Origin of the sequence: Sinomonas sp., from assembly GCF_036848755.1 — a bacterium.
Taxonomy (GTDB): domain Bacteria; phylum Actinomycetota; class Actinomycetes; order Actinomycetales; family Micrococcaceae; genus Sinomonas.
Genome location: NZ_DAIUJO010000059.1, coordinates 1 through 24,383, shown reverse-complemented (window position 1 = coordinate 24,383; position 24,383 = coordinate 1). Strand labels below are relative to the sequence as shown.

Genomic DNA, 24,383 nt, shown 5'->3' with positions numbered 1-24,383 from the left:
GTTGGCTGCGGCTCCGCCGGTTGGCTGCGGTTCCGCCGCTGGTGATCCCCGCTTTTGCGGCCACGCCCCTTCGTGAACGGGGGTCAGCCGGTTCGCCGCGGTTCCGCCGGTTGGCTGCGGTTCCGCCGGTGCTGAACCCCGCTTTTGCGGCCACACCCCTTCGTGAATGGGGATCAGCCGGTTGGCTCTCGGGCCGCGGGGGCCGCTGCAGCTTGGCCGGTTCGCATCGGTCGTGAGGCGGCGAGTGGAAGGGACTTAGGTCCTTCCGCTCGCCGCCTCACTCGTGGCAGGCTGTGGCGTGACGCGGAGGAGGCGGCCATGCCCACGGTTGGCGACTACGGGCCCGGTGTCCGGCACGAGGACTTCGAACTCGACGAGGAGAAATGCTGGGCGCTGCTCGGGTCGTCGGGGATCGGACGCTTCGCGTTCGCTGACCGAGGGCGTATCCAGGTCTTCCCGGTGCACTACGCCGTCCATCGCGGCGGCATCTACTTCCGCACCTCCCCCGAAGGCGTCATCGCGGCCGCGCTGCCTCAAGAGGGAGCGGCCTTCGAGATCGACTCGGCCCGGCCGGACGCCCAGGCTGGCTGGTCCGTCCTGGTCTCGGGAACGGCCAGCGCCGTCGAGGACTCCGATCTCCTCACCGAGCTGTTCGGCCTCGCCGTCCAGGAGCCTTGGGCTGGCGGCATTCGAGACCGCTTCGTCCGTCTGGTTCCGCGCGAGCTCACGGGCCGCCAAGTCTTCCTCGCCTGACTCTTCTTCAGCTGCGAGGGGCCGTCAGGGCGGCAGTCTGAGCAATTTATCAAATCGCTTGACATATTAATTTCACCGTAGTCCACTGGTACTGGATCGTCGCGCTGGGGAGCGATTCGTCGACCATTCCGAGAAGTATCAGGAGCACAGCTATGGCTGATGTCGAGCCCCAGACTGCCCAAGGTTCCGCTGCGGAGGACGCCGCGTCCGGCGCCGACAAGGGACATTCTTCGCGGACCATACCGACTGGCGGTGCACCGGGCATGCGCTCAGGGATCACCTGGTGGGAGGCCTGCGGAGGGTGGAATTCGAGATACGCCCTCAGCATCTAGTCGCGGCGCGGGGCGGGGCTGAGGTCTGAAGGGTCCCTGCGGCGCTGTGCCGGATGGGGCCTGCGGCGCTGTGCCGGATGTGCCTGCGGCGCGCGCGGAGGATACCGTTGACCCATGACCTCAACCACCGCCGCCGAATCGCCCCGTCCCACGGGGGCCGATCTCTCCCGCCCCACCGGCGTCAATTCCTCCCGCCCGGCCCGCATCATCAACCCTGAGATCGCGCGCTCGTGGCTGCTGGTCAACGCGATGAGGCCGGATACCTTCTCCGAGGCCTCGTCCTCGCGGGCGGATGCCGTCATCCTCGACATCGAGGACGCGGTGGATCCCTCGCACAAGGGCGAAGCCCGCGAGAACGTGATCAGGTGGATGCACGACGGCGGCCAGGCGTGGGTGCGTATCAACGACGCGACGAGCCCGTTCTGGGCCGACGACCTCGCAGGCCTTCGAGGGACGACGGGTTTGCTCGGCGTCATGCTCGCGAAGACCGAGTCCTCGGACCAGGTCACGGAGAGCTACCACCGCATGGACGGCAAGACTCCCGTGATTCCGCTCGTCGAGTCCGCGGTCGGCATCGAAGAGGCGAACCACATCGCCAAGGCCCAGGGCGCGTTCCGTCTCGCCTTCGGTTCGGGCGACTTCCGCCGCGACACCGGCATGGCGGCGACGCCCGAGGCCATGGCGTACCCCCGCGCGAAGCTTGTCGTTGCGAGCCGCGTCGGCGGCCTGCCCGGTCCCATCGACGGCCCCACGGTCGGCACCAACCACCCGATCCTGCGTGAGCAGAGTGCCATCACGGTCATGATGGGCATGACCGGCAAGCTGTGCCTCGCGATCGACCAGACCACGGTCATCAACGAGGTCATCAGCCCGACGCCGAGCGATGTCGCCTGGGCGTCCGACTTCATGCGCGACTTCGAGGCGAACGGCCGCGTCATCCGCGACGGCTCCGACCTCCCGCGCCTCGGCCGCGCGGAGAAGATCATGAAGCTCGCCACCGCCTTCGGCGTCCAGCCCGCCTGAACGGGAGACGTGTGAACGACTTCTGGGAGACAGCCCCTCCGCTGTACAAGAAGGTCGTGCTTTCCGGCATGGCCTTCCTGGGCGTCGGGATCATCCTCAACATCGTCGCGAACCTGAGCCACCTCCCGTGGCTCCTGTATGCGTCGCTCGCGGTGATCGGGGTCGGCCTCGTGGCGCACCTCTTCGGCATCGGCATCCGGGCGAGGGAGATGCGCCGCCGCCTCCGCGGCTAACGCCGCCCGGATCCAATCGTGAGTCCGGATCCAATCGTGAGTCCGGATTCAGTCGTGAGTCCGGTGCACTCGTCAGTCGGATCCATCGTCAGTCCGGGTTCAATCGTCAGGAACGGATAGGCTTCTGCCCATGGCCATCAACCCCGATCTGCAGGGTCGCGTCTACCCGCCCGCGGAGGCGTACGACGTCGCCCGCGAGAAGATCCGCGAATTCGCCCGCGCCGTGAAGGCCGGGAACCCGGCTCACTTCGACGTCGAGGCCGCGAAGTCCCTCGGCTACGCCGATCTGGTGGCGCCGCCGTCGTTCGCGATCATCGTCGCCCAGCGTGCCGATGCGCAGCTCATCGCGGACCCTGCGTCGGGCATCGACTTCTCCCGCGTCGTGCACGCCGAGCAGCGCTTCACGCACCACCGGGCGATCGTGGCCGGCGATCGCCTCACGGCCGAGCTGCACGTCGACACCGTGCGCGCCATGGGCGGCGGGGCGATGATCACGACCCGTGCCGAGATCGCGTCCGAGTCGGGCGAGAAGGTCGCCACCACGACCTCGTCCATCCTGGTGCGGGGGGAGGGCCAGTGACCACCTCAGGATTCGCAGGAGTGCCCGTCTTCGAGGAGCTCGAAACCGGGCTCGAGATCGGGCGACGCGAGATCCCCGTGACGCGCACGGATCTCGTCAAGTACGCCGGAGCCTCGGGCGACTTCAACCCGATCCACTGGAACAACGACTTCGCGGTCAGCGTCGAGCTGCCCGGCGTGATCGCCCACGGCATGTTCACGATGGGCGCCGCCGTCCAGCTCGTCGTCGACTGGGCAGGCGACCCGGGCGCCGTCGTCGACTACCAGACGCGGTTCACGAAGCCCGTGCCCGTCTCCGACACCACGGGCACGGACGCGCCGGGAGCCGTCCTCGAGGTCGTCGGGACGATCGGCGCGCTCGACGCCGAGGCCCGCACCGCGCGCGTCGATCTCGCCGTGACCTGCGCGGGCCAGCGCGTGCTCACCAAGGCACAGGCCGTCGTCCGCCTTCCCTGAACGGAAGGCAGGTCACGGCGGCAGACTAAGCTGGTGCGGTGAGCGAGACCCTCCTTTCCTCCCTGACCACGTCCGCCGTCGGCGGTCCCGCGGCCCGTTTCGAGGAGGCCCGGACGGAGGCGGAGATCATCGACGCCGTGCGCACCGCGGACGACGCCGGCGAGCCGCTCCTCATCGTCGGCGGCGGCTCGAATCTGCTCGTCGCGGACGAGGGCTATCCGGGGACGGTGCTCAAGATCGCGTCCGAGGGCCTCGAGCTCGACTCTGCGGATGCGTGCGGCGGCGTCTCGGTCGGCGTTCAGGCCGGCCACCCCTGGGACGACTTCGTGGACTCTGCCGTGCACCACGCGTGGAGCGGCGTCGAGGCCCTCTCCGGCATTCCCGGCTCGACCGGGGCGACTCCCGTGCAGAACGTGGGCGCCTACGGATCAGACGTCTCCCAGACCATCTGGCAGGTGCGCACGTGGGACCGGGAGGCCAGCGCGGTCAAGACATTCGTCCCCTCCGAGCTCAAGTTCGGCTACCGGGACTCCCTGCTCAAACAGACGACGACGGCGGGTTCGCCCCGCTACGTGGTACTCCGGGTTGACTTCCAGCTCGCGCTCGGACGCATGAGCGCCCCGGTCCGTTACGCCGAGCTTGCCCGGGCGCTCGGCGTCGAGCCCGGGCAGCGCGCCTCGGCCCTCGACGTCCGCCGCGAGGTCCTGCGCCTGCGGGGGTCGAAGGGCATGGTGCTCGACTCCTCGGACCGCGACACCTACTCGACCGGATCCTTCTTCACCAATCCGATCCTCTCCAGCGACGCCGCCGCGGCGCTGCCAGCCGAGGCCCCGCGCTACCCAGCGGGTGACGGGCTGGTGAAGACGTCCGCAGCGTGGCTGATCGAGCACGCCGGCTTCGGCAAGGGCTATGGACTCGAGGGCGACAGCGTGACGGGAGGCCGCGCTTCGCTTTCGACCAAGCACACGCTCGCCATCACGAACCGTGGGGGAGCGAGCGCGAAGGATCTCCTGGCCCTGGCCCGCGAGGTGCGCGACGGCGTCCGGGCGCGCTTCGGGATCGAGCTGACGAACGAGCCCCTGCTCATCGGACTCGCGCTGTGAGCGAGGCTGCGGGACCATCGGGCGGGAGGGCTGCGCCCCACGGCGAACGGGCCCGGTTCCGCCACGACGTGGCGGCCGCCGCCGTCCAGCTCTACGCCGAGCAGGGCTACGAAGCGACGAGCACGGAACAGGTGGCCGCCGCCGTCGGGCTCTCGCGCAGCACGTTCTTCCGCCAGTTCCGCTCCAAGGAGGACGTGGTCTTCGCCGACCACGACGCACTCCTCGACGAGGCCGAGTCATTCTTGGCCGAGCCGCACGCAGACCCGTGGGAGGCCGTGTGCCGGGCGGCCGAGATCGTGTTCGCCCACTTTGCCGAGCGGCCCGAACTCGCACAGCTGCGCTATGAGGTGCTGAACCGCGAGCCGAGCCTGCGTGACAAGGAGCTCGTGACCACGTTCCGCTACGAGCGGCTCTTCGAGGCCTATCTCCGCCGGGCCCTCCCAGCGGCGGCTCCCCTCGACGTCGTTCGCTTCGCCTCCACCGTGATCGCGACGCACAACTTCTTCCTCCGCGGCCTCATGCGGGGGGACGCCGACGTGGACGGGTCGCGGCTTCGCGCCGAGCTCGACGCCGTGCGGCGGCTCTTCGGGGTTCTCGAAGGGGCGGACGACGACGGGTCCGCTCACGCGCGGGAGGCGGACGACGTCGTCGTCGCCGTCTTCAAGCGCTCGCTTGCCCCGGCCGACGTCGCGCGCCGCATCAAGTCTGCGCTCGAGAATCCCTGAAACTGAGTATCGCTTGACGTGGTACTGAGTTTCAGGGTACATCTGAGGGGTGCCTGACTACGACCTCCAGCCTGCTCTGGACACCGACTACTACGCCGTGTTCGAGGGGATTCCTGAGCCTGACCGCGCCGCGTGGAACCGGGCCCGCGAATTCGTCGACGAGGCCCTTCCGGACATGAACGGCTACTGGGACCGGGCCGAGTATCCCGTCCACCTCGTCAAGCGGATGGGAGAGCTCAACCTCCTCGCAGACGGGATCGAGGTGCCGGGGCTTGAGCCCATGAGCCCGCTCGCGGCGGGCCTCGTGAACATGGAAGTCTCGCGGGGCGATGGGTCGCTCGGGACCGTCGTCGCCGTCCAGGGCGGCCTCGCCCTGCGCTCGATCGCGTTCCACGGTTCGCGCGAGCAGAAGGACCGCTGGCTCGGGCCGCTCGCGCGGGGCGAGGAGCTCGGATCGTTCGCGCTGACCGAGCCGGACCACGGCTCCGACTCCGTGAGCCTCGAGACCACCGCCCGCCGAGACGGCGCGGAGTGGGTCCTGGACGGCGAGAAGAAGTGGATCGGCAATGGAGCCTCCGGCGGGGTCACCGTGGTCTGGGCACGGGACGAGGACGGGAACGTCCGCGGCTTCCTCGTCGAGCAGGGCACGCCCGGCTACGAGGCCGAGGTCATCGAGGGCAAGGGCTCGCTCCGTGCCATCCACCAAGCACGCATTCGGCTAGAGGGCGTGCGGATCCCCGAAGAGAACGTCCTTCCCGGAGCGCGCACGTTCAAGGACACCTCGCGCGTGCTCGTCGCGACCCGCCTCGGCGTGGCATGGTCGGCCCTCGGGCACGCGACGGCCGCGTACGAGGCCGCCCTCAGCTACGCCCAGCAGCGCGTCCAGTTCGGCAAACAGCTCGCGAAGTTCCAGCTCGTCCAGGACCGCCTCTCGCAGATGCTCGCCGAGCTCACGAGCATGCAGCTCCACTGCGTCCACCTCGCTCGGCTCGACGCAGCAGGGCGAATGCGCCCCACGCAGGCCTCGATGGCGAAGTACCACAACACGCGCAAGGCGCGCTTCATCGCTTCCACGGCCCGCGACCTCCTGGGCGGGAACGGGATCCTGCTCGAGAACCATGTCATCCGGCACATGATGGACATCGAGTCCATCCACACGTACGAGGGCACCGAAAGCGTCCAAGCACTGCTCATCGGCCGGGACGTCACCGGCGTGGGGGCGTTCGCCTGACCCGCTCTGGGTGCGGACGGGCACTGTCCTCACCCAGGCGCATCATGGAGGCATGCCGACGGCTACCTGTCCATCCATCAGTACGACGGCGCTTGCTCGCCTCCGCCTTGCCGCGCAGGGTCTCGTGCCCGGAGACTCGCTTCCCCCGCAGCTGAGGACTGAGACGGACCCCGTCGCGGTGGTTCGTCGGATGGCCGCCCTCCAGAGCCAGGACCTCCCGTCCGGGATGCTCGCGGTCGGCGTGCGCGCCGAGGCAGGCACAGCGAGTGCGGTCGCCGCCGCCTTGGCGAGCGGCGCCGTCGTCCGCACCTGGACCATGCGTGGAACGCTGTTCATCGTCGCCGCCGAAGACGCCCGCACGTATGTCCGGCTCGCGTCCGACCGCGTCATGCGCTCGGCGGCCGCACGGCACCGCGGCCTGGGGATCTCGGAGGAGGACGTCGCGGTGGTGCGGAAGGTCGCGGAGGAGCGGCTCGCTGGGGGCGTGGGGCTCACGCGGGCCGAGCTGTTCGAGGCATTCGAGTCCGCAGGGCAGCCTACGCGGGGCCAGCGCGGCATCCACCTGCTCTCGATCCTGAGCCACCGGCTGGTCCTCGTCCAGGGGCCCCTGCGCGGGAGGCAGCAGGAATTCCGGCTCGCGGACGAATGGCTGCCTCCGGGGGAGGGGCTCCGGGGCGACGACGCCCTCGAATACCTTGCGGGCCGATATGTGGCCTCGCACGGGCCGGTGGACGAGCGGGACTTCGCGTGGTGGATCGGGCAGCCGCTTGGAACCGTGCGGGGGCCGTTCCAGGCCGCGGCCGCAAGAGCAGTCGCGCTCAAGGCCGACGGGCGGGAGCTGTTCTGCACGGCGGAGGTCGCCTCCCTCCTCGACTCGCGCTCGGGCGCGCGCACCGTCGTCGCGCTGCCGGGCTACGACGAGCTCGCGCTCGGCTACCCGGACCGCTCCGTCGCGATCCCGGAGCCCTACCTCGAGCGGCTCATCCCCGGCTCCAACGGAGTCTTCAAGGCCATGCTCACCGTGGGCGGCCGGGCGGTGGGGACGTGGTTCAAAGACGGCACGCCGGCAGCCCCCCGCGTCCGGCCGGAGCTGTTCGAGGAGCTCGGGCCGGCGGCGAGCGACGGCGTGGCGCGGGCAGCAGCTCGCATCGAGGCCTATTGGAGGGAGTGACGGCTGGTCGGCGCAAGTGCTGCCCTCCTCCGCAACTCCGTGGGAAATCTCGTGCTGAGATGCCAGTTCGGGCAGCCCATGTCACAAACGTCGTCGGCCGTCTGCGCCGTTTGGCGTCCCGGCCATCCACATACGGCCGGACGAAGGGCGCGCCCACGGTCTTCATCGGCAAGGCTGAGGGCATGGACACCACCCGAACGGAATCTCTTGACGCGGGCACATGGCCCTCGCAGGACGTCGTCTCGCGAGCGAGTCTGAGGGCGGCGGGAATCGACGATCGGCTGCTCGCACGCGCCGCGAGGGCGGGCCTCATCCTGCGGCTACGCCACGGAGCGTACATTCCAACTCATCGATGGCGGATGCTGACCCCGTGGGAACGGGACGAAGCGCGCTTGGACGCCCACATCGAGGACACGCGAGGCTGTTCGGTGTATTGCCTCGCGAGCGCGGCGCGGCTCTTGGGGTGCTCGGTCTGGGACGTGGGTCCACGGGTGCATGTCGCGACAGAGTACGCAGGTGCCCGCACCAGCCGGTCCTCGGACACCGAGACGCATCAGTTCGCACTGGCGCCGGACGAGGTGGTGACGGTCGTTCGGCGAGACAGACGTCTACGGGTCACGTCCCTGCTGCGCACCGTGGCCGATTGCGCAAGGGTCCTGCCCTTCGAGCAGGCCGTGGTGATCGGCGACAGTGCGCTCAAGGCGGGGTTGGACCAGTCTGACCTGGAAGCCGCCCTCGCAACCGGGTCGCCGAGGGGGCGCCAACGTGCCCTGCGGGCCCTGCGCTCGATGGACTCGGCAGTGGAGCCGGTCGGCGAGACGAGGACTAGGCTTCTGCTGGTCAGACTCGGATTTCCCCGTCCTGTGGCCCAACTCGAGCTCAGCACCGCGGCCGGTGTCTACCGGGCGGACTACGCGTGGCCGGACCTGCTCGTGATCATCGAGTTTGACTGCGAGGCAAAATACGGGCTTGGCCCCACCGGCGAAGTGCTCCTCTCGGAGCGCCGGCGCGAGTCGCTTCTCATGGAGCAGGGGTGGGTGTTCGTCCGCCTGAGGTGGGGGGACTTGGATCGGCCAGACGAAGTGCGACGGCGCATCGAGGCCGCAATTGCCACAGCGGCCCGACGCTCGGCGTAGGTCCCGGAACGTCTGCTGCCCTCGACGGCATCTCAGGACGACATATCGCACGGAGAAGCTGGCGAGGGCAGCAGATAGAGGCCCGACAGGCTCGCCGAGGCGCTTGGCGCGCTGAGGGACAGCCAGGCGCTCAGGCGCCGGAGGTCAGAGGGTGCCGGTCGCGATCTTGAGCATGCGGCGGAGGGGCTCCGCGGCGCCCCACAGGAGCTGGTCGCCGACAGTGAAGGCCGAGATGTACTGCGGCCCCATCTCGAGCTTTCGGATGCGCCCCACAGGGATGTCGAGTGTGCCCGAGGCCGCCACCGGCGTGAGCTCCTCCATCGAGGCCTGCTTCTCGTTCGGCACCACGTGCGCCCACTCGTTGTCGGCCTCGATGAGCTTCTCGATCTCGGCCACGTCGAGATCCTCGCGCAGCTTGAGCGTGAGGGCTTGGGAGTGCGAGCGCATGGCGCCGATCCGGACGCACAGACCGTCCATGATGACGGGATCGATCGCACCGCCCGACCGCGTGCCGAGGATCTTGTTGGTCTCGACGCCCGCCTTCCACTCTTCCTTGGACTGGCCATTGCCGAGGTCGGCGTCGATCCACGGGATGAGCGAGCCCGCGAGCGGCACTCCGAACTGCGTTGCGTCGACGCCGCCGCGCTGCGCAGCGAGGACCTTGCGGTCGATCTCGAGGATGGCCGAGGCCGGATCTCCGAGCTCGGACGCCACGGCGCCGTGCAGCGCCCCGAACTGGTCCAACAGCTCGCGCATATGCCGGGCCCCGCCACCGGACGCCGCCTGGTACGTCATGGACGTGCCCCACTCGACGAGGTTGTTGCGGAACAGACCGCCGAGGCCCATGAGCATGCACGAGACCGTGCAGTTCCCCCCGATGAAGTCCTTGACACCAGCCGCGAGGCCTTCGTCGATGACCTTTCGGTTGACGGGGTCGAGGACGATGATCGAATCCTCGTTCATCCGCAGAGTCGAGGCCGCGTCGATCCAGAGGCCGTCCCAGCCCGCGGCGCGCAGCTTCGGGTGCACCTTCTTCGTGTAGTCGCCACCCTGCGCGGTCACGATGATCGGCAGCTTGGCGAGGGTCTCGACGTCGTACGCGTCCTCGAGCTGCCCGGGGTCTCCGCCGGCAGAGCCGGCGAAGGCGGGGGCGGCCCCGCCGGCGTTGGACGTCGAGAAGAAGACGGGGTTGATCGAGGCGAAGTCGCCCTCGTCCTGCATCCGCTCCATGAGCACGGAGCCCACCATGCCGCGCCAGCCGACAAAGCCCACCGAAGAAGTCATGCGTTCCATTTTACGGGCGACGACGGCGCTGCCGCTGCGCGTTACTTCACAGCCTCGCGTCACGGGCTCAGGACGGCGGGGGAAGTCAGTCGTTGCGGACGGCGCGCAGGGCGGTGAGGAGGACGACGTCGTCCCCCGGGTCCTCGGCGATGTCCGCCGAGTCGGGGGTCTTCACACCGAGGAGCCAGCCGCCGTCGTGCGCCCGCCGTACCGACAGCGCGTAGCCTTGGCCGACTCCGTGGCGCTCCACCAGGACTCGCCCCTCGGGATGCTCGCCGAGGTGGCCGGCGAGGAGCTGGAACGTGGCCTCGGCGGGCGGGAGGTCGGCTCGCTGGGGGAGCGCCCACCAGGTGCCGTACGCGCGCGGCCTCATGAGAACAGCGATGCCGGGTGCCTCGAGCAGGACAATGCGATCGGACCACGCGGGGGATTCGAGGGTGAGGTCCATTCGGCGTTCGGCGTCCCCGAGCGCCGCGGCGATCCCCGCAACCGCGCCTTCCACGAGGAGTTCGCCGGAACTTCCGACGTCTGCGAAACGCCGGGCCACGAGGGCAGAGGCGCCCGAAGAAAGGACCTCGGGAATGTCCGCGTAGTCGATCAGGCCGAGGAGTTCCGCGGTGGACTGGGCGCTTGGGCCACCGTGCAACGCAAGCAGCGCAAGGAGCTCCGCGAACCCGAGACCGATCTCCTCGACCGTCTCCTCACCGCCGGCCGTCGTCCCTGCGTCCTTGTCTGCCTCCGCGTGCACGGACGCCACCCTACACGGCGCTGACCTCCAGCCGACACGCCGTCGCAACACGGAGGCCCGGATCCCTTTCCACATCCGTGTTCCCCCGTTATGGTCTAAGGGTCGCTGGGGGCAGGTCTCGACCTGGAGAGCGGGGCCGGACGCTGCTCCGCCCGCACCCAAGGCGCCGAGCTGTCCGCAGCCTCTGCAGTCAAGGTGAAGCGCGAGCGACAAGGAGTGGGCCACATGACCCAAGAAGCCGTCGGGACTCATCGCGGCCATGCCCTGAAGCGGGTGGTCGGATTCTGGGGGCTCACGTTCGTGTCCCTGGGATCCATCATCGGTTCCGGCTGGCTGCTCGGGGCACTCGGGGCCGCCAAATCGGCCGGTCCGGCCTCGATCATCTCATGGGTGCTCGCCGCGATCATGCTCGCGGTCCTGGCCCTGATTCACGCCGACCTGGGCGCCGCCTACCCGGTAGCGGGCGGCACAGCGCGGTACCCGCACTACGCGTTCGGCGCCCTCGCGGGCTTCACGGCCGGTTGGGTCGCATACCTGCAGGCCGTGGCCATCGCGCCGATCGAGGTCGAGGCGAGCATCACGTACCTCGAAAGTGCACCCTGGGCCTCGGGCCTGAAGATGGTGAACCCGAACTCGACGCTGACGCCGATAGGCCTGCTCATTGCAGCCCTGGCGCTGGTCGTGTTCACGGTGATCAACCTCCTGGGGGCCAAGTGGCTCTCGGACAGCAACGTGGTCGTGGTGATCTGGAAGACGGTGGTCCCGGTCCTGACGATCATCGTCATCATCGCGCTCACCTTCCACGGAGGGAACTTCACCCAGGGCGCTGGAGGGTTCGCCCCCAACGGCTTCCACGGGATCTTCGCGGCCCTTCCGCTGGGAGTCGTGTTCTCGATGCAGGGCTTCGAGCAGGCCGCGCAGATGGCCGGCGAGGCACGGAACCCGAAGAAGGACGTCGCGCGGGCGATCATCACCGCGATGGTGGTCGGCGCGGCCATCTACATCTTCCTCGAGGTGGCGTTCATCGGGGCGATCAACCCCGCCAACGTCGCGAAGAACTGGGACAACCCGCTCGGTGCCGGGGCCTACGGCCCGTACTACGACCTCGCGATTGCTGCGGGGGCCGGCTGGCTTGCGGGCGTCCTCCTCGCCGATGCCGTGATCTCCCCGGCGGGCACCGGTCTCGTGTACGTCGGGACGTCCGCTCGCATCTCCTACGCGCTCGGCGAGGACGATGCCCTGCCGCAGTGGCTGACCACTGTGAGCAAGCGCGGCGTGCCGGTCGGGTCGATCGTTCTCGCTCTCGTCGTCGGACTGATCGCTCTCCTGCCGTTCCCCAGCTGGCAGTCCCTCGTCGGGCTGATCACCGATGCGACGGCCATCATGTACGCCTTCGCTCCGGTGTCGCTTGAGGCCCTGATCCGCCAGCATGCCGGCCGGCATCACCCGTACCGCGTTCCGTGGCCTCAGGTGCTCACGCCGTTCGGCTTCATCTCGGCGAACCTGATCATCTACTGGTCGGGCTTCGAAGCGATCTGGAAGCTCCTCACCGCGATCCTCATCGGACGGGTCATCTTCGAGATCGCTCTGCATCGTTCGAAGACCCTCCGGCTGCGCAAGGATCTCGACTGGCGCGCGGCGTCGTGGATCTGGCCTTGGCTCATCGGCCTCCTTGTGATCGGCCTGCTCGGCCGGTACGGGACGGGCGCGCTGAACATCCTCCCGGAGTGGATCGACATCCTCTTCGTGGTCGTCTACAGCCTCGTCATCTTCTACTACGCCGTGAGCCTCGCCATGAAGCCCGAGGACATCGCCATGGCGGTCGAGGAGGACGAGTTCGAGTTCGAGTCGATCGACGCGCAGAGCCCCGGCCCGCGCCCGACGACCGCCGGATAGCGGCGGAAGCTAGCGGCGGAACACCGTGATCCGGTAGCGGATCCCGCTGCGCGACTCATTCCACCCGTCCTCGGCCGGGTCGGCCTCCACAGGCCGCCACTCCGTGCCGAGGACGGGTGCTTTCGTGTCGCCGTCGAGTTCGAGGTCGAGCAGCGTCACGACCGCGGTGTCGACGGCGGGGAGCGCGAGTGCCTGCTCGAACAGCTCGCCTCCGCCAATGAGCCAGGTCCGCTCCCCACCGGGCGCTGCCGCGGCATGCGCGAGCGCGTCGCCGAGCGAATGGACGACGACGGCGCCCTCCGCCTCCCAGCCCTCGCGCCGGGACACGACGATATTCGTTCGGCCGTGGAACGGCCGGTACTTGGGCGGGATCGAATCCCACGTCCGGCGGCCCATGATCACGGGGTGGCCGCGCGTGAGCGACGCGAAGTGGGCGAGGTCCTCGGGCACGTGCCACGGCATCGTGCCGTCGCGGCCGATCACACCCCCCCGCGTCTGCGCCCACACGAGGCCGACGCCGCGCCCCTCGTTGGCGTCCTGGGGCGAGAAACGGGGGGACTCGGCGCTCACACTGCCGCGCGTCATACGGCGACTGGCGCCTTGATCGCAGGGTGGTGGCGGTAGTCGAGAAGCTCGAAGTCCTCGAATCGGTAGTCGAAGATGCTCTCAGGCTTCCGCACGAGGCGCAGTCTCGGGTACGGATACGCCTCGCGCGAGAGCTGCTCGCGGACCTGATCGACGTGGTTGTCGTAGACGTGGCAGTCGCCGCCGGTCCAGACGAAGTCGCCCACGGCGAGGCCGAGCTGCTGCGCGACCATGTGGGTGAGCAATGCGTACGAGGCGATGTTGAACGGGACGCCGAGGAACATGTCGGCGCTGCGCTGGTACAGCTGGCACGAGAGCTTGCCGGGTTCGCCGTCGCGGCCCGGCTCGACGTAGAACTGGAAGAACGCGTGGCACGGGGGGAGCGCCATCTTCGAGATCTCTGCGACGTTCCAGGCCGAGACGATGTGCCGCCTCGAGTCGGGGTTGCTGCGCAACGATTCCATGACCGCCGCGATCTGGTCCACGTGCTGGCCGTCGGGCGTGGGCCACGAGCGCCACTGGACGCCGTAGACGGGGCCGAGTTCGCCGTCGTCGTCCGCCCACTCGTCCCAGATGGTGACGCCCTGCTCGTGCAGCCAGCGCACGTTCGAGTCTCCGCGGAGGAACCACAGGAGCTCGACCGCGACGGACTTGAAGTGCACGCGCTTCGTCGTCACGAGCGGGAAGCCCTCGGCGAGGTCGAAGCGGATCTGGCGCCCGAACACGCTGCGCGTCCCCGTGCCCGTCCGGTCGGGCTTGTGGTTTCCGTGCTCGAGGACGTCCCGCAGGAGGTCCTCGTACGGGGTGGCGATGCGCGTCGGCGTGGGCATGAACCTAGGGTATCCCGAGGCCGGGTCCGGGGATGGGCACGAGCCCCGGCCCCGGCAGGGGCACAGCGGAGGTCAGTCCTCGAAGGGCTTGACCTGCTCCACGGCCACGACCTGGGGCGCGCCCTCGACCGCCACGTGGAACACGAGCATCTCGCCGGGCGCGAGGTACGGGTCCTCGGCCGGGAGCTCGCTCTCGATGCCCGGCTCGCACCGCTGTGCGAAGGCCTTGAGGAGGGTCGGCAGCACGGGCCGGTGGGTGCAGATGAGCCCGCTTGTGCGCTTGTCGAAGAGCTTCTCCACGATGGTGGCCGACTTCTCCGGCTTCCGCTTGTGGGCCGCCTCGGTGAGCTTCTCATTGAGCCGAACCTTCACCGCGCCCTTCGAGGCCGCGATGTACGGCTTCACGGTGTCGACGCAGCGGCGCCACGGGCTCGTGACGACGCGCTTCGGGCGCCACACCGCGAGAAGCCGGGCGACGGCGGCGGCCTGCCGGACGCCGGACGCGGCCAGCGTCCGGTCACCTTCGGCCTTCGTCCACGAACCACGTGGCTTCGCCTTCGCATGCCTGAGCAGGATGAGCGGCAGCGTGTCGAGCTCGCCGCGCCTGTGGCATTCCGCGAGCCAGCGCAGGGGCAGGACGTCCGTCGGGTTCGTCAGGAGCGTCGCCGCCTCCTCGACCCCGCACCAGTGCACCGAATCGACCTCCGTGCCGTCGGGGCGGACGACGGCGCCCGGAGGCACCTTGACGGCCCAGTAGTGGACGACCTTGAGCCCGGCCGTGACGCGGTAGCTCGTGGCTGGCAGCGGGACGCCGAGCGGCTCCTCGAGGCCGATCTCCTCGCGCACCTCGCGGACCGCGCACTCGGGCATGGTCTCGCCGCGGTCCTGTTTTCCCTTCGGCCACGACCAGTCGTCGTAGCGCGGACGGTGGATCAGGAGCACCTCGAGTTCGCCGGAGCGGGTGCGCCAAGGGAGGGCACCTGCAGCGTAGACCGCGACGGGCTCGCCCAGGACCTGGTCCTCGTCGGCAATGCGGGGTTGATCCGCCATCGTCACCGCAGGGACGAGGACCGCTGGCGTGCGCGGGACGCGAGCAGCCACGACTGGATGTCCTGGAGCGGGCGCCCCTCCGCATCCATGTGGTGGCGCGTCCACGTGCCGGTCCGGTCGAGGTGCCAGCTTGCCGTGCCGTCGTCGAGGTAGCGGTCCAGGAGGGCGATGAGGTCGTTGATGTCCTCGCGGTTCCGGAGCTGGACGAGTGCCTCCACCCGGCGGTCGAGGTTGCGGTGCATCATGTCGGCCGAGCCGATGTACACGACCGGGCTCCCGCCGTTCGCGAAGCCGAACACCCGCGAATGCTCGAGGAAGCGGCCGAGGATCGAGCGAACCGTGATGTTCTCGCTCAGGCCCGGCACGCCCGGTCGCAGCGAGCAGATCCCCCGCACGATGATGTCGACCTTCACCCCTGCCTGCGAGGCCCGGTAGAGCGAATCGATGATGGCTTCGTCGACCATCGAGTTGACCTTGATGACCACCCGCGCCCGGAGCCCGGCGCGGGCGTTCTTGATCTCGGTCTCGATCCGGTCGATGAGGCCCGAGCGCACGGAGCGGGGGGCGACGAGGAGGCGTTTGAACGTGGACTTCGGTGCGTAGCCGGACAGCTGGTTGAAGAGCTTGGAGAGGTCCTCGCCGACCTGCTCGTCGCACGTGAGGAGCCCGAGGTCTTCGTAGTAGCGCGCGGTGCGGGGGTGGTAGTTGCCGGTGCCGATGTGGCAGTAGCGGCGCAGCCCGTCGTTCTCCTGCCGAACCACGAGCGAGAGCTTGCAGTGCGTCTTGAGGCCGACGATGCCGTACACCACGTGCACGCCGGCCTGCTCGAGCTTCCGCGCCCACGAGATGTTCGCCTGCTCGTCGAAGCGAGCCTTGATCTCGACGAGCGCGAGAACCTGCTTGCCGGCCTCGGCCGCGTCGATGAGTGCGTCCACGATCGGGGAGTCACCCGACGTGCGGTACAGCGTCTGCTTGATCGCCTGGACCTTGGGATCCGCAGCCGCCTGCTCGAGGAAGGCCTGGACGGAGGTGGAGAACGAATCGTAGGGGTGGTGGAGGAGGATGTCCCGGCGACGCATGGCGGCGAAGACGTTGGCGGCCTTCGCGGTCTCGGACTCGTTGAGGAAGCGCGAGGTGTGGGCGAGCTGCTTCGGGTAGTGCAGGTCCGGTCGGTCGATAGCGCTGATCACGGAGAGGCCCCGCAGGTCGAGGGGCCCCGGAAGCGAGTACACCTCGGCCTCGTCCACGCCGAGTTCGCGCACGAGCAGCGCGCGGATGTTCGGGTTGATGTCCGTCGTCACCTCAAGGCGGACCGGAGGGCCGAACCGGCGTCGCAGGAGTTCCTTCTCGAGCGCCTGGAGGAGGTTCTCGGCGTCGTCCTCTTCGACCTCGAGGTCCTCGTTGCGCGTCACGCGGAACGAGTGGTGCTCCACGACCTCCATGCCGGGGAAGAGCTGATCGAGGTGCACCGCAATGAGGTCCTCGAGCGGGATGAAGCGGGCAAGCCGCCCCGCGACGCTGCCCGCGCGCGGGCCGTCCACCGAGATGAGCCGCGGAAGCTGGTCCGGCACCTTGAGGCGGGCGAAGAGGTCCTTGTCGCTCACCGGGTTCCGCACGACGACCGCGAGGTTGAGCGAGAGCCCCGAAATGTAGGGGAACGGGTGGGCCGGATCGACGGCAAGCGGCGTCAGGATCGGGAACACCTGCTCGGAGAAGAGCAGGCTGAGCCGCTCATGCTCGGCCGAGCCCAGATCGTCCCAGGCGACGAGCTGGATCCCCGACTCCGAGAGGGCGGGCCGGATCTGTTCGTTGAAGACGCGGCAGTGCCGCTCCTGGAGTTCGTGGGCGGCGACCGAGATCTGGTCGAGGACCTCGTGCGGGCTGAGGCCGGACGCGGACGGAACGGCGAGGCCAGTCGCGATGCGACGCTTGAGGCCAGCGACGCGGACCATGAAGAACTCGTCGAGGTTCGAGGCGAAGATCGAGAGGAAGTTCACGCGCTCGAGCAGGAACAGCTCGGGGTCCTCCGCGAGCTCGAGCACGCGCGCGTTGAAGGCGAGCCAGCTCAGCTCCCGGTCCAGGAAGCGGTCCGGGCCGATCTCCCCTGCAGGGGAGGGGCTCGGCATGAACTGGGGGATGTCGATCCGGTCCTCGGTGGCGCGGGAGGCAGGCACCTCCGACGATCCGAAGACCGGTGCGGTCCCGCTGGGTCGTACGGCGGTCCGTGTGCTCCCGACGACGGCGAGGTCAGGGTTCTGCGGCGCCAGTGCTGCAGGGCTCTCGTTCTGGGCTTCCGTCACTGTTCCTCCGCAGGAGCTCTCATGTCGTCCGGGAACCAGCCTACAAGGGCTCCGCCCGGATCGACCCGGTGAGTCAGGGTACCTTCGCTCGTCCTGTCGGCGCTCATACTGTCGCGGGCTGAGCCGGTCCGTAGAGCACGTCCTTGTCCCAGAGCGTGAAGCCGAGTTTGCGGTACAGGGCCACCGCGGCCGCGTTGTCGGCGTCCGTGTAGAGCATGATCGTCTTGAGGCCCTTCGAGTGAAGGTAGTCGATGCCCGTCCGGGTCAGGGCGAGCCCCAGCCCGCGTCCCTGGGCGGAGGGGTCGACGCCGACGACGTAGACCTCGCCGATCGCCTTGTGCTCGCCATGGGCGGGATGGACCTTCGTCCAGTGGAAGCCCAGGATGCGGTCCTCGCCGTCGACCGCAAGGAAGAATCCGGCAGGATCGAACCAGGGTTCCGCCATCCGGGCCTCGAGATCGCTCCGACGGAGTGCCCCCTGCTCGGGGTGGTGCGCGAACGCTGCCCTGTTCGCCGCGAGCCATGCGTCCTCGTCCTGCCCGGGGACGAAGTTCCTGATCGTGACCTCCCCGGGGAGGCTCGGCGTCGGCCCCTCGGCATGACGGACCAGGACCATCCGCCACAGCTCACGCAGGGGAGCGTACCCGTACAGGGCGGCGAGTTCGGCGGCCGCCTCGTGATTCCCGTGCGACCACGCGGTCAGGCCCTCCTGTCCCGCGGAGCCGCGCAGCTCTCGGATCGCCTCGACAAGGCGCACGCCGACGCCTTGGTTGCGGTAGTTCGGGTGCACGGCGAGCTCCACGACGCCTGTGCCGTCGGGCTGGAACGCGATCGCCGCGACCCCTGCGAGGTCCTGGGGCGCCGGGGAGTCGGAGGTGTCGTCGAGGGCGTGGACGGCGAGCGTCACGATCTCCTCCGACCTCGTCTCGGGAGACCGCAGGAGCACCGTGGTCTGCTCCGAGAGCGACGGGGTGCCGTCCGAATCCTCGGCGGCGGCAAGAAGTGCCTCGATCTCGCCCCACAGGGCCCGGGGGACGCGTCCCTCGACGACGGTGGCGGGCCAGTCCTGGGGGTATGCGCTCGTCATGCAGCAAGGCTAGCGAATGCGCGTGGGGCATGGGCGGTTTGGCGCCATTCACTGCGTCTGTGTAGAGTGGGGGCTCGCCGCTGAAGAGCTGCGCCGGGGGGATCCACCAGTGGGGTGGCCTTGATACGTTCGACCCGTATGTCCTCCACACCACGAGAGCCCCCGCACCGTTCGGTGTGGGGGCTCTCGTCTGCCTCGCCGCGGTCTGGGCCCCGGATGATGGCCCTACGCGTCGCTCAGCTCGTCCTCGCTGAGCCTCGTGAGGGTCAGCCGGTAGCCCACGTTGCGGACGGTGCCGATCAGGCCCTCGTGGTCGGGCCCGAGCTTGGCCCGAAGACGACGCACGTGGACATCGACGGTCCGGGTGCCGCCGTAGTAGTCGTAGCCCCATACCTCGGTGAGGAGCTGCTGGCGCGTGAAGACGCGGCCTGGGTGCTGCGCAAGGTACTTGAGGAGCTCGAACTCCTTGAACGTGAGGTTGAGCGCCTCTCCGTTGACCCGCGCGGTGTAGCTCGCCTCGTCGATGACGACGCCGGCAGCGCGGATCTCGGTCTCGGGTTCCTCGACGTGGGCCGAGCGGGACATCGCGAGCCGGATACGGGCCTCGATCTCTGCCGGCCCCGCCGATTCCAGCACGATGTCGTCCACGGCCCACGCCGACGAGACCGCCGCCATGCCGCCTTCCGTGAGGATGAGGAGGAGGGGGGCGCTGAGTCCTGTGGCCTTGAGGAGCTGGGTCAGCGAGCGCGCGCCCACAAGGTCCTTCCGGGCGTCGAGGAAGACGACGTCGGCCGGATCGGCGTCGAGCAGCGCCGTCGGTTCCGCCGGGAGGATGTGCACCTGATGATTGAGGAGTTCGAGGGCAGGGAGGACTTCGACTGAAGAGCCGCGGCTATTGGTCAGCAGCAGGATGTGCGACATGGTTCCTCCCGAAGAGCAGGCTGCACAGCGTCGGGCAGGTCGTTCCTATTTGAACGAGTATACGTGGAGCGCTATGGAAGGATGGCAGTGTGAAGACGTGGATCGGCGGTGCGGCGGCGGCGGGCATCGGCGTGGTCGGCACGCTCGCGCTCGTCGTGTCGAGCCTCGGCGGCCCCTTCGCGCAGGCCGCGGTCGCCGTCGTCCTGTCCGCGGGCGCGGGCCTCGGGTGGCCGTTCTTCCTCGGCATCCCGGCCAAGCGGACCAACGGCATCATCCTCGCGCTGGCCGGCGCGGTCTCGGGGATTGCCGCCGCCGCGGTCAGCGGACCCGAATACCTCTATTGGACTCCCGCGGTCATCGCGGTGGGAATCATGGCCGTCATCATCGTCCAGCTGATCCGCGGAACCGGGCAGTCGCATCGCCTTGAGTCCACCCTTGGTGCGAGCTCCGGCGTCCTGCTCTGTGCCTTGGGGGCAGGCTGGATCGCAACCGCGCGGTTCACGGGCATGGGATCGATGCTCCTCGTCGCGGGGATCAGCACCGGGGTGGCGCTCCTCGTCGGCGCGATCAACTGGCCGGACACGATCGTCGCACCTCTCGCCATCGTGTTCGCCGGACTCGCGGCCCCCTTGACCGCGCTCGTGCTCACGGGCGTGACGGTGATTCCCGCCACAGCTGCTGGCGTCCTCATCGGTGCGGTGCTCGCGGCTGTGCGGCGGCTCAACCGCACCCGCCTGCGCCCGATGCCCCGGGCAGGCCTCGTTGCCCTCGCACTCGGGCCGGTGCTCGCCGTGGGATCGCTTGCCTACTTCATCGACAAGCTCCTCATCTACTGACTTCTACTGCAGCCGTCATGCGACGGGCTCGCTCCGGGGGACGCGTTACGATGGCGCTATGTCTGTTCTTGCCTGGGAAATCCTCTTCCTCGTCCTCCTCGTGATCGCCGGCATCTCGATGGCCTGGTTCGCTGTGTACGCGATCCTCGGCCTCTTCCGCGGCCAGCGCTGACCTTTCGCGGAGTAAACCGTGCCCATTGAGATCCCAACCGGACTCACCCCCGAGCTCGTCCCGCTGTCGTGGCTCATCGGGGAGTGGGAGGGGCGCGGGCGTCTGGGTGCGGGGGAAGCGGGGGACGAGCACTTCGGGCAGCACGTCACCTTCGCGCAGCACGGCTTCCCCTACCTCGAGTACAGCGCCGAGAGCTGGCTCTGCGACGAGAACGGCGCAAAGCTGCGCCCCCTTTCCGTCGAGACCGGCTACTGGCAGCTGGACCGTCCCCTCCAAGACGCCGACGGCGGCCCAGGCCTCACGCCCGCCGACATCGTGCCGGCCTACAAGTCCGCGGACGAGGTCGAGCGTCTCCGCAACACGGACGGGGGATTCGACATCGCCGTCACGATCCTCCACCCGGGGAGCATCGCCGAGCTGTACTACGGCCAGATCAAGGGCCCGCAGATCCACCTCAGCACCGACGCAGTCATGCGGGGCGCACACAGCCACGACTACTCCGCGGCCACCCGGATCCTCGGGCTCGTGAACGGAGACCTGTTCTGGCGCTGGGACGTGGCCTGCGGCGGCTCGCCCCTCGCGCCGCACGCGTCGGCCATCCTGAGCCGCGTCGCGCCGCCCGACACCCCGCAGCAGCGCGCGGAATGACGTTGCCCTTGGACGCGCCCGACGCCCTTGGATCCGCCGCGGCGAATTTGCCCGGCGCCGGACTGAATTCGACCGTCTGGACGTTGTGACTTACATGAGCTTTGCTTCCCCCCTTCTCGGACGGCCCGGCGCCGTCGCTGCCTCGGGCGCCGACGCAGGTGTGGCCGCGCATTACGGGGACCCTGTGCGCGAGCAGCGCGCGCTCGCGGACGGGAGCGCCGCCGTCGACCTCTCGTACCGGGGCGTTGTCACGGTCGCGGGTCCCGATCGCCTGACGTGGCTCACGACCCTCTCGTCGCAGCAGGTCGCGGGGCTCGGCCCCGGCCAGTCCGCCGAGTTGCTCCTGTTGAGCGTCCAAGGACGGATCGAGTACGACGCACGCATCACCGACGACGGGGAGCGGGCATGGCTCCTCGTCGAGGCCGCGGAGGCCGAGGGCCTCGCCGCATGGCTCGACTCGATGCGGTTCATGCTCCGCGTCGAGGTCGCGGATGTGAGCGACGAGTGGGGCGTCCTGGGCTCGACGCGTCGACTCGGGGCGCTCGCCGGCCTCCCCGGAACCGGTCCCGTGTGGGAGGACCCGTGGCCGCGGATCGCGCCAGGCGGGTACAGCTACGCTCCCGTCCAGGAGGAACGCCACCCGGGCCTCGAGCGCCCGTGGTTCGAGCACCTCGTGGGTGCGAACCAGTTGGAGGATGCGGCCGCTGCCCTCGACGCCGCAGGGATCACGCTCGCCGGCTCGATGGCGGCCGAGGCGTTGCGCATTGCTGCCTGGCGCCCTCGGATGGGCTTCGAGACGGATGACAAGGCCATTCCGCACGAGCTCGACCTCCTGCGCACGGCGGTGCACCTTTCCAAGGGCTGCTACAAGGGCCAGGAGACGGTCGCGCGGGTCCACAACCTCGGGCATCCGCCGCGGCGGCTCGTCATGCTCCAGCTGGACGGCTCGGCACACACGCTGCCGGCTGCCGGCAGTCAGGTCCTGCAGCGGGCGGAAGACGGCGGCGAGAAGCAGGTGGGACGCGTCACCTCGGCGGCGCTCCACTACGAGATGGGTCCGATCGCCCTGGCCGTGGTGAAGCGCAGCACTGACCCGGCTGCCACCCTCGTGGTCCGTGGAGAGGCCGTGGGCGAGGAATACGCTGCGGCCCAGGAGATCATCGTCGCCCCCGACGCGGGGCAGGTCGTCCAGCGGCCCGCCGGGCTTCTGCGGGGGCACCCGTGAGACCAGGAGGAAGCGTGACCGACTCGCCCGCCGACCAGCCCGACGCCGACGTCATCGAACTCGCCACGCGGCTGTTCGAGGCCGCCCGAGCCGGGGACGAGGCAACACTGCGCGCGTACCTCGAGGCGGGGGCGCCGTCGTCGCTCGCCAACCAATCTGGAGATTCCCTCATCATGCTGGCCGCCTACCACGGCCACGCGGGCATCGTGCGCCTCCTCGGTGAGCACGGTGCGGACGTCCAGGCACCCAACGACCGCGGCCAGACGCCGCTCGCGGGAGCCGTGTTCAAGGGATACGCCGACGTCGTCGACGCCCTTCTCGAGTTCGGCGCCGACCCCGACGCCGGAACTCCCTCGGCTCGTCAGGCTGCCCAGATGTTCGGCCGCGAGGAGCTGCTCCAACGCTTCGGCGTGTGAGGTTCGTCTCGTCATCCCTTGAGGCGGATCCCTGCGGACCGAAGCTGTCCCCAGGAAGTGAGACGCTAGTCCGGTGGAAAAAGTCGAACGGCCGTGGGCCGCCCTGTGGTCCCTCGTCATCGGGTTCTTCATGATCCTCATCGACACGACCATCGTCTCGGTGGCGAACCCGGCGATCATGCGGGGCGTCGGCGCGGACATCAATGAGGTCATCTGGGTCACGAGCGCCTACCTGCTCTCGTACGTCGTACCCTTGCTCATTACCGGGCGGCTCGGCGACCGCCTCGGCCCGAAGAACGTCTACCTCGCGGGCCTCGTCGTCTTCACGCTCGCATCGCTCTGGTGCGGCCTGTCCGGCAGCATCGCCTCGCTCATCACGGCCCGCGTGGTGCAGGGCATCGGCGCCGGCCTCATGACGCCGCAGACCATGGCGGTCATCACCCGGATCTTCCCGCCCGAGCGGCGCGGCGCGGCCATGAGCGTGTGGGGTTCGACGGCGGGTGTCGCGATGCTCGTGGGCCCGATCCTCGGCGGCCTGCTCGTGGACGGCTTCGGCTGGGAGTGGGTCTTCTTCATCAACATCCCTGTGGGCATCGTGGGCTTCATCCTCGCGTGGCGCCTCGTGCCGAAGCTCAAGACGCATGCGCACCGCTTCGACTGGCTCGGCGTCGTGCTGAGCGGCCTTGCGATGTTCCTCATTGTGTTCGGCATCCAGGAGGGCCAGACCTACTCCTGGGGGACGATCACGGGTCCCATCACGGTGTGGGGGCTCATCATTGCCGGCATCGTCATCATGGCCCTCTTCGTGGTGTGGCAAGCCGTCAACAGGGCGGAGCCGCTCGTTCCGCTCGGCCTCTTCCGCGACCGCAACTTCTCGCTTGCCAACCTCGGCATCACGACCGTTGGCTTCACCGTGACGTCGTTCGGCCTTCCGACGATCTTCTACTACCAGCTCGTCCGGGGGATGACGCCGACCCAGTCGGCACTCATGATGATTCCCATGGCGGTCCTCTCGGGCGGATTGGCCCCGATCGCCGGCAAGCTCGTGGACCGTGGACACGCCAAGATCATGAACATCGCAGGCATGCTGCTGTTCGTCGTGGCCCTCCTCCTGTACTCCGTTCTGCTCACCCCGGACCAGCCGATTTGGATGCTGCTCATTCCCGGCGCCGTCCTCGGCCTCGCCAACGCGGGCATCTGGGGGCCGCTCGCGACGCTCGCGACGCGCAACCTCCCCCCGCAGCTCGCTGGTGCCGGCTCGGGCATCTACAACACCACGCGCCAGATTGGAGGCGTGCTGGGCAGCGCCGCCATCGCAACCATCATGGAATCGCGCCTCGCAGCCGAGCTTCCTGCGCGTCCCGGCGGCGCGTCGGCGAGCACGAGCAGTCTCGCCGCGGGCCCCCTCCCGCCGTTCATCCAGAGCGGCTTCACGACGGCGATGGCCCAGTCGATCCTCCTGCCGGCGGCCGTGATCGCGCTCGGCTTTGTCGTGGCGTTCTTCTTCGCAAAGGTTCGGCCAGCCGTGTGGCCTGCCGCGGCCGGGCGCCCCGAAGCGGGCACCGAGTCGCCCTCGCCCGTCGAGGCCGACCGACCCTAGGCTGGGCCTATGACTTCTTCGGCACCGCTCATCCAGCTCGCCT

General features: G+C 69.1%; 24 protein-coding genes. 16 read left to right on the top strand and 8 right to left on the bottom strand.

Annotation, left to right across the window (positions count from 1 at the left end; genetic code table 11):
* Positions 1-318 precede the first annotated feature (318 nt).
* The 10 genes from V7053_RS11065 (at position 319) to V7053_RS11020 (ending at position 8,742) form a co-directional block, all read left to right on the top strand.
* Positions 319-753 (top strand): pyridoxamine 5'-phosphate oxidase family protein, encoded by a 435-nt coding sequence (locus V7053_RS11065; RefSeq protein WP_334172329.1) that lies wholly within the window; start codon positions 319-321, stop codon positions 751-753.
* Positions 754-1,199: 446 nt separating this feature from the next.
* Positions 1,200-2,108 (top strand): HpcH/HpaI aldolase/citrate lyase family protein, encoded by a 909-nt coding sequence (locus tag V7053_RS11060; RefSeq protein ID WP_334172328.1) that lies wholly within the window; start codon positions 1,200-1,202, stop codon positions 2,106-2,108.
* A gap of 11 nt (positions 2,109-2,119) precedes the next feature.
* Entirely contained in the window at positions 2,120-2,341 is a 222-nt protein-coding gene (locus V7053_RS11055) for a DUF3188 domain-containing protein (protein WP_334172327.1), read from the top strand.
* A gap of 130 nt (positions 2,342-2,471) precedes the next feature.
* Complete coding sequence (locus V7053_RS11050) at positions 2,472-2,921, top strand: MaoC family dehydratase N-terminal domain-containing protein (RefSeq protein ID WP_334172326.1); 450 nt, start codon at positions 2,472-2,474, stop codon at positions 2,919-2,921.
* Complete coding sequence (locus V7053_RS11045; protein WP_334172325.1) at positions 2,918-3,376, top strand: MaoC family dehydratase; 459 nt, start codon at positions 2,918-2,920, stop codon at positions 3,374-3,376. Before V7053_RS11050 ends, V7053_RS11045 begins: the two co-directional genes overlap by 4 nt.
* A 38-nt stretch (positions 3,377-3,414) precedes the next feature.
* Positions 3,415-4,479: a UDP-N-acetylmuramate dehydrogenase gene (locus tag V7053_RS11040; RefSeq protein WP_334172324.1), complete on the top strand. Its 1,065-nt coding sequence runs from the start codon at positions 3,415-3,417 to the stop codon at positions 4,477-4,479.
* On the top strand, positions 4,476-5,204 hold the full coding sequence (locus V7053_RS11035; RefSeq protein ID WP_334172323.1) for a TetR/AcrR family transcriptional regulator: 729 nt from the start codon (positions 4,476-4,478) through the stop codon (positions 5,202-5,204). Before V7053_RS11040 ends, V7053_RS11035 begins: the two co-directional genes overlap by 4 nt.
* A gap of 49 nt (positions 5,205-5,253) precedes the next feature.
* Positions 5,254-6,435 carry an acyl-CoA dehydrogenase family protein gene (locus V7053_RS11030; protein ID WP_334172322.1) on the top strand — a complete coding sequence of 394 codons (1,182 nt, stop codon included), beginning with the start codon at positions 5,254-5,256 and terminating at the stop codon, positions 6,433-6,435.
* A 190-nt stretch (positions 6,436-6,625) separates the two neighbouring features.
* Positions 6,626-7,606, top strand: a complete 981-nt coding sequence (locus V7053_RS11025) for a winged helix DNA-binding domain-containing protein (protein ID WP_334172321.1) — start codon at positions 6,626-6,628, stop codon at positions 7,604-7,606.
* Between the two features lie 182 nt (positions 7,607-7,788).
* Complete coding sequence (locus V7053_RS11020) at positions 7,789-8,742, top strand: type IV toxin-antitoxin system AbiEi family antitoxin domain-containing protein (RefSeq protein ID WP_334172320.1); 954 nt, start codon at positions 7,789-7,791, stop codon at positions 8,740-8,742.
* A gap of 144 nt (positions 8,743-8,886) precedes the next feature.
* On the opposite strand, the gene asd is transcribed toward V7053_RS11020, so the two are convergent.
* A complete protein-coding gene (gene asd / locus V7053_RS11015) occupies positions 8,887-10,026 on the bottom strand; it encodes an aspartate-semialdehyde dehydrogenase (protein WP_334172319.1) in 1,140 nt (379 codons plus the stop codon).
* A gap of 85 nt (positions 10,027-10,111) precedes the next feature.
* Entirely contained in the window at positions 10,112-10,774 is a 663-nt protein-coding gene (locus V7053_RS11010; protein WP_334172318.1) for a hypothetical protein, read from the bottom strand.
* A gap of 225 nt (positions 10,775-10,999) precedes the next feature.
* On the opposite strand from V7053_RS11010, the gene V7053_RS11005 reads away from it, so the two are divergent.
* Entirely contained in the window at positions 11,000-12,670 is a 1,671-nt protein-coding gene (locus V7053_RS11005; protein WP_334172317.1) for an APC family permease, read from the top strand.
* A gap of 9 nt (positions 12,671-12,679) precedes the next feature.
* Here the strand turns inward: V7053_RS11005 and V7053_RS11000 are convergent, their stop codons facing one another.
* From V7053_RS11000 to V7053_RS10975, 6 genes are all read right to left on the bottom strand, one after another.
* The gene (locus V7053_RS11000; protein WP_334172316.1) at positions 12,680-13,255 is read right to left on the bottom strand and encodes a dihydrofolate reductase; all 576 of its coding nucleotides are present in this window, start codon (positions 13,253-13,255) and stop codon (positions 12,680-12,682) included.
* Entirely contained in the window at positions 13,252-14,085 is an 834-nt protein-coding gene (locus V7053_RS10995) for a thymidylate synthase (RefSeq protein WP_334172315.1), read from the bottom strand. The genes V7053_RS11000 and V7053_RS10995 overlap by 4 nt, the downstream gene beginning before the upstream one ends.
* A gap of 72 nt (positions 14,086-14,157) precedes the next feature.
* Complete coding sequence (locus V7053_RS10990; protein WP_334172331.1) at positions 14,158-15,135, bottom strand: NUDIX hydrolase; 978 nt, start codon at positions 15,133-15,135, stop codon at positions 14,158-14,160.
* Positions 15,136-15,137: 2 nt separating this feature from the next.
* Complete coding sequence (locus V7053_RS10985; RefSeq protein WP_334172330.1) at positions 15,138-17,261, bottom strand: RNA degradosome polyphosphate kinase; 2,124 nt, start codon at positions 17,259-17,261, stop codon at positions 15,138-15,140.
* Positions 17,262-17,538: 277 nt separating this feature from the next.
* The gene (mshD, locus tag V7053_RS10980; RefSeq protein ID WP_334172314.1) at positions 17,539-18,522 is read right to left on the bottom strand and encodes a mycothiol synthase; all 984 of its coding nucleotides are present in this window, start codon (positions 18,520-18,522) and stop codon (positions 17,539-17,541) included.
* Between the two features lie 225 nt (positions 18,523-18,747).
* A complete protein-coding gene (locus V7053_RS10975; RefSeq protein ID WP_334172313.1) occupies positions 18,748-19,443 on the bottom strand; it encodes a winged helix-turn-helix transcriptional regulator in 696 nt (231 codons plus the stop codon).
* Positions 19,444-19,532: 89 nt separating this feature from the next.
* On the opposite strand from V7053_RS10975, the gene V7053_RS10970 reads away from it, so the two are divergent.
* The 5 genes from V7053_RS10970 to V7053_RS10950 all read left to right on the top strand — a co-directional run bounded on the left by V7053_RS10970 (position 19,533) and on the right by V7053_RS10950 (position 24,340).
* The gene (locus V7053_RS10970) at positions 19,533-20,279 is read left to right on the top strand and encodes a permease (protein ID WP_334172312.1); all 747 of its coding nucleotides are present in this window, start codon (positions 19,533-19,535) and stop codon (positions 20,277-20,279) included.
* Between the two features lie 190 nt (positions 20,280-20,469).
* Positions 20,470-21,099 carry an FABP family protein gene (locus tag V7053_RS10965; protein ID WP_334172311.1) on the top strand — a complete coding sequence of 210 codons (630 nt, stop codon included), beginning with the start codon at positions 20,470-20,472 and terminating at the stop codon, positions 21,097-21,099.
* Between the two features lie 94 nt (positions 21,100-21,193).
* The gene (gene ygfZ / locus V7053_RS10960; RefSeq protein WP_334172310.1) at positions 21,194-22,324 is read left to right on the top strand and encodes a CAF17-like 4Fe-4S cluster assembly/insertion protein YgfZ; all 1,131 of its coding nucleotides are present in this window, start codon (positions 21,194-21,196) and stop codon (positions 22,322-22,324) included.
* A gap of 14 nt (positions 22,325-22,338) precedes the next feature.
* Entirely contained in the window at positions 22,339-22,740 is a 402-nt protein-coding gene (locus V7053_RS10955) for an ankyrin repeat domain-containing protein (RefSeq protein WP_334172309.1), read from the top strand.
* A 73-nt stretch (positions 22,741-22,813) separates the two neighbouring features.
* Positions 22,814-24,340, top strand: coding sequence for a DHA2 family efflux MFS transporter permease subunit (locus V7053_RS10950; protein ID WP_334172308.1), 1,527 nt, complete (start codon positions 22,814-22,816; stop codon positions 24,338-24,340).
* Positions 24,341-24,383: the final 43 nt, after the last annotated feature.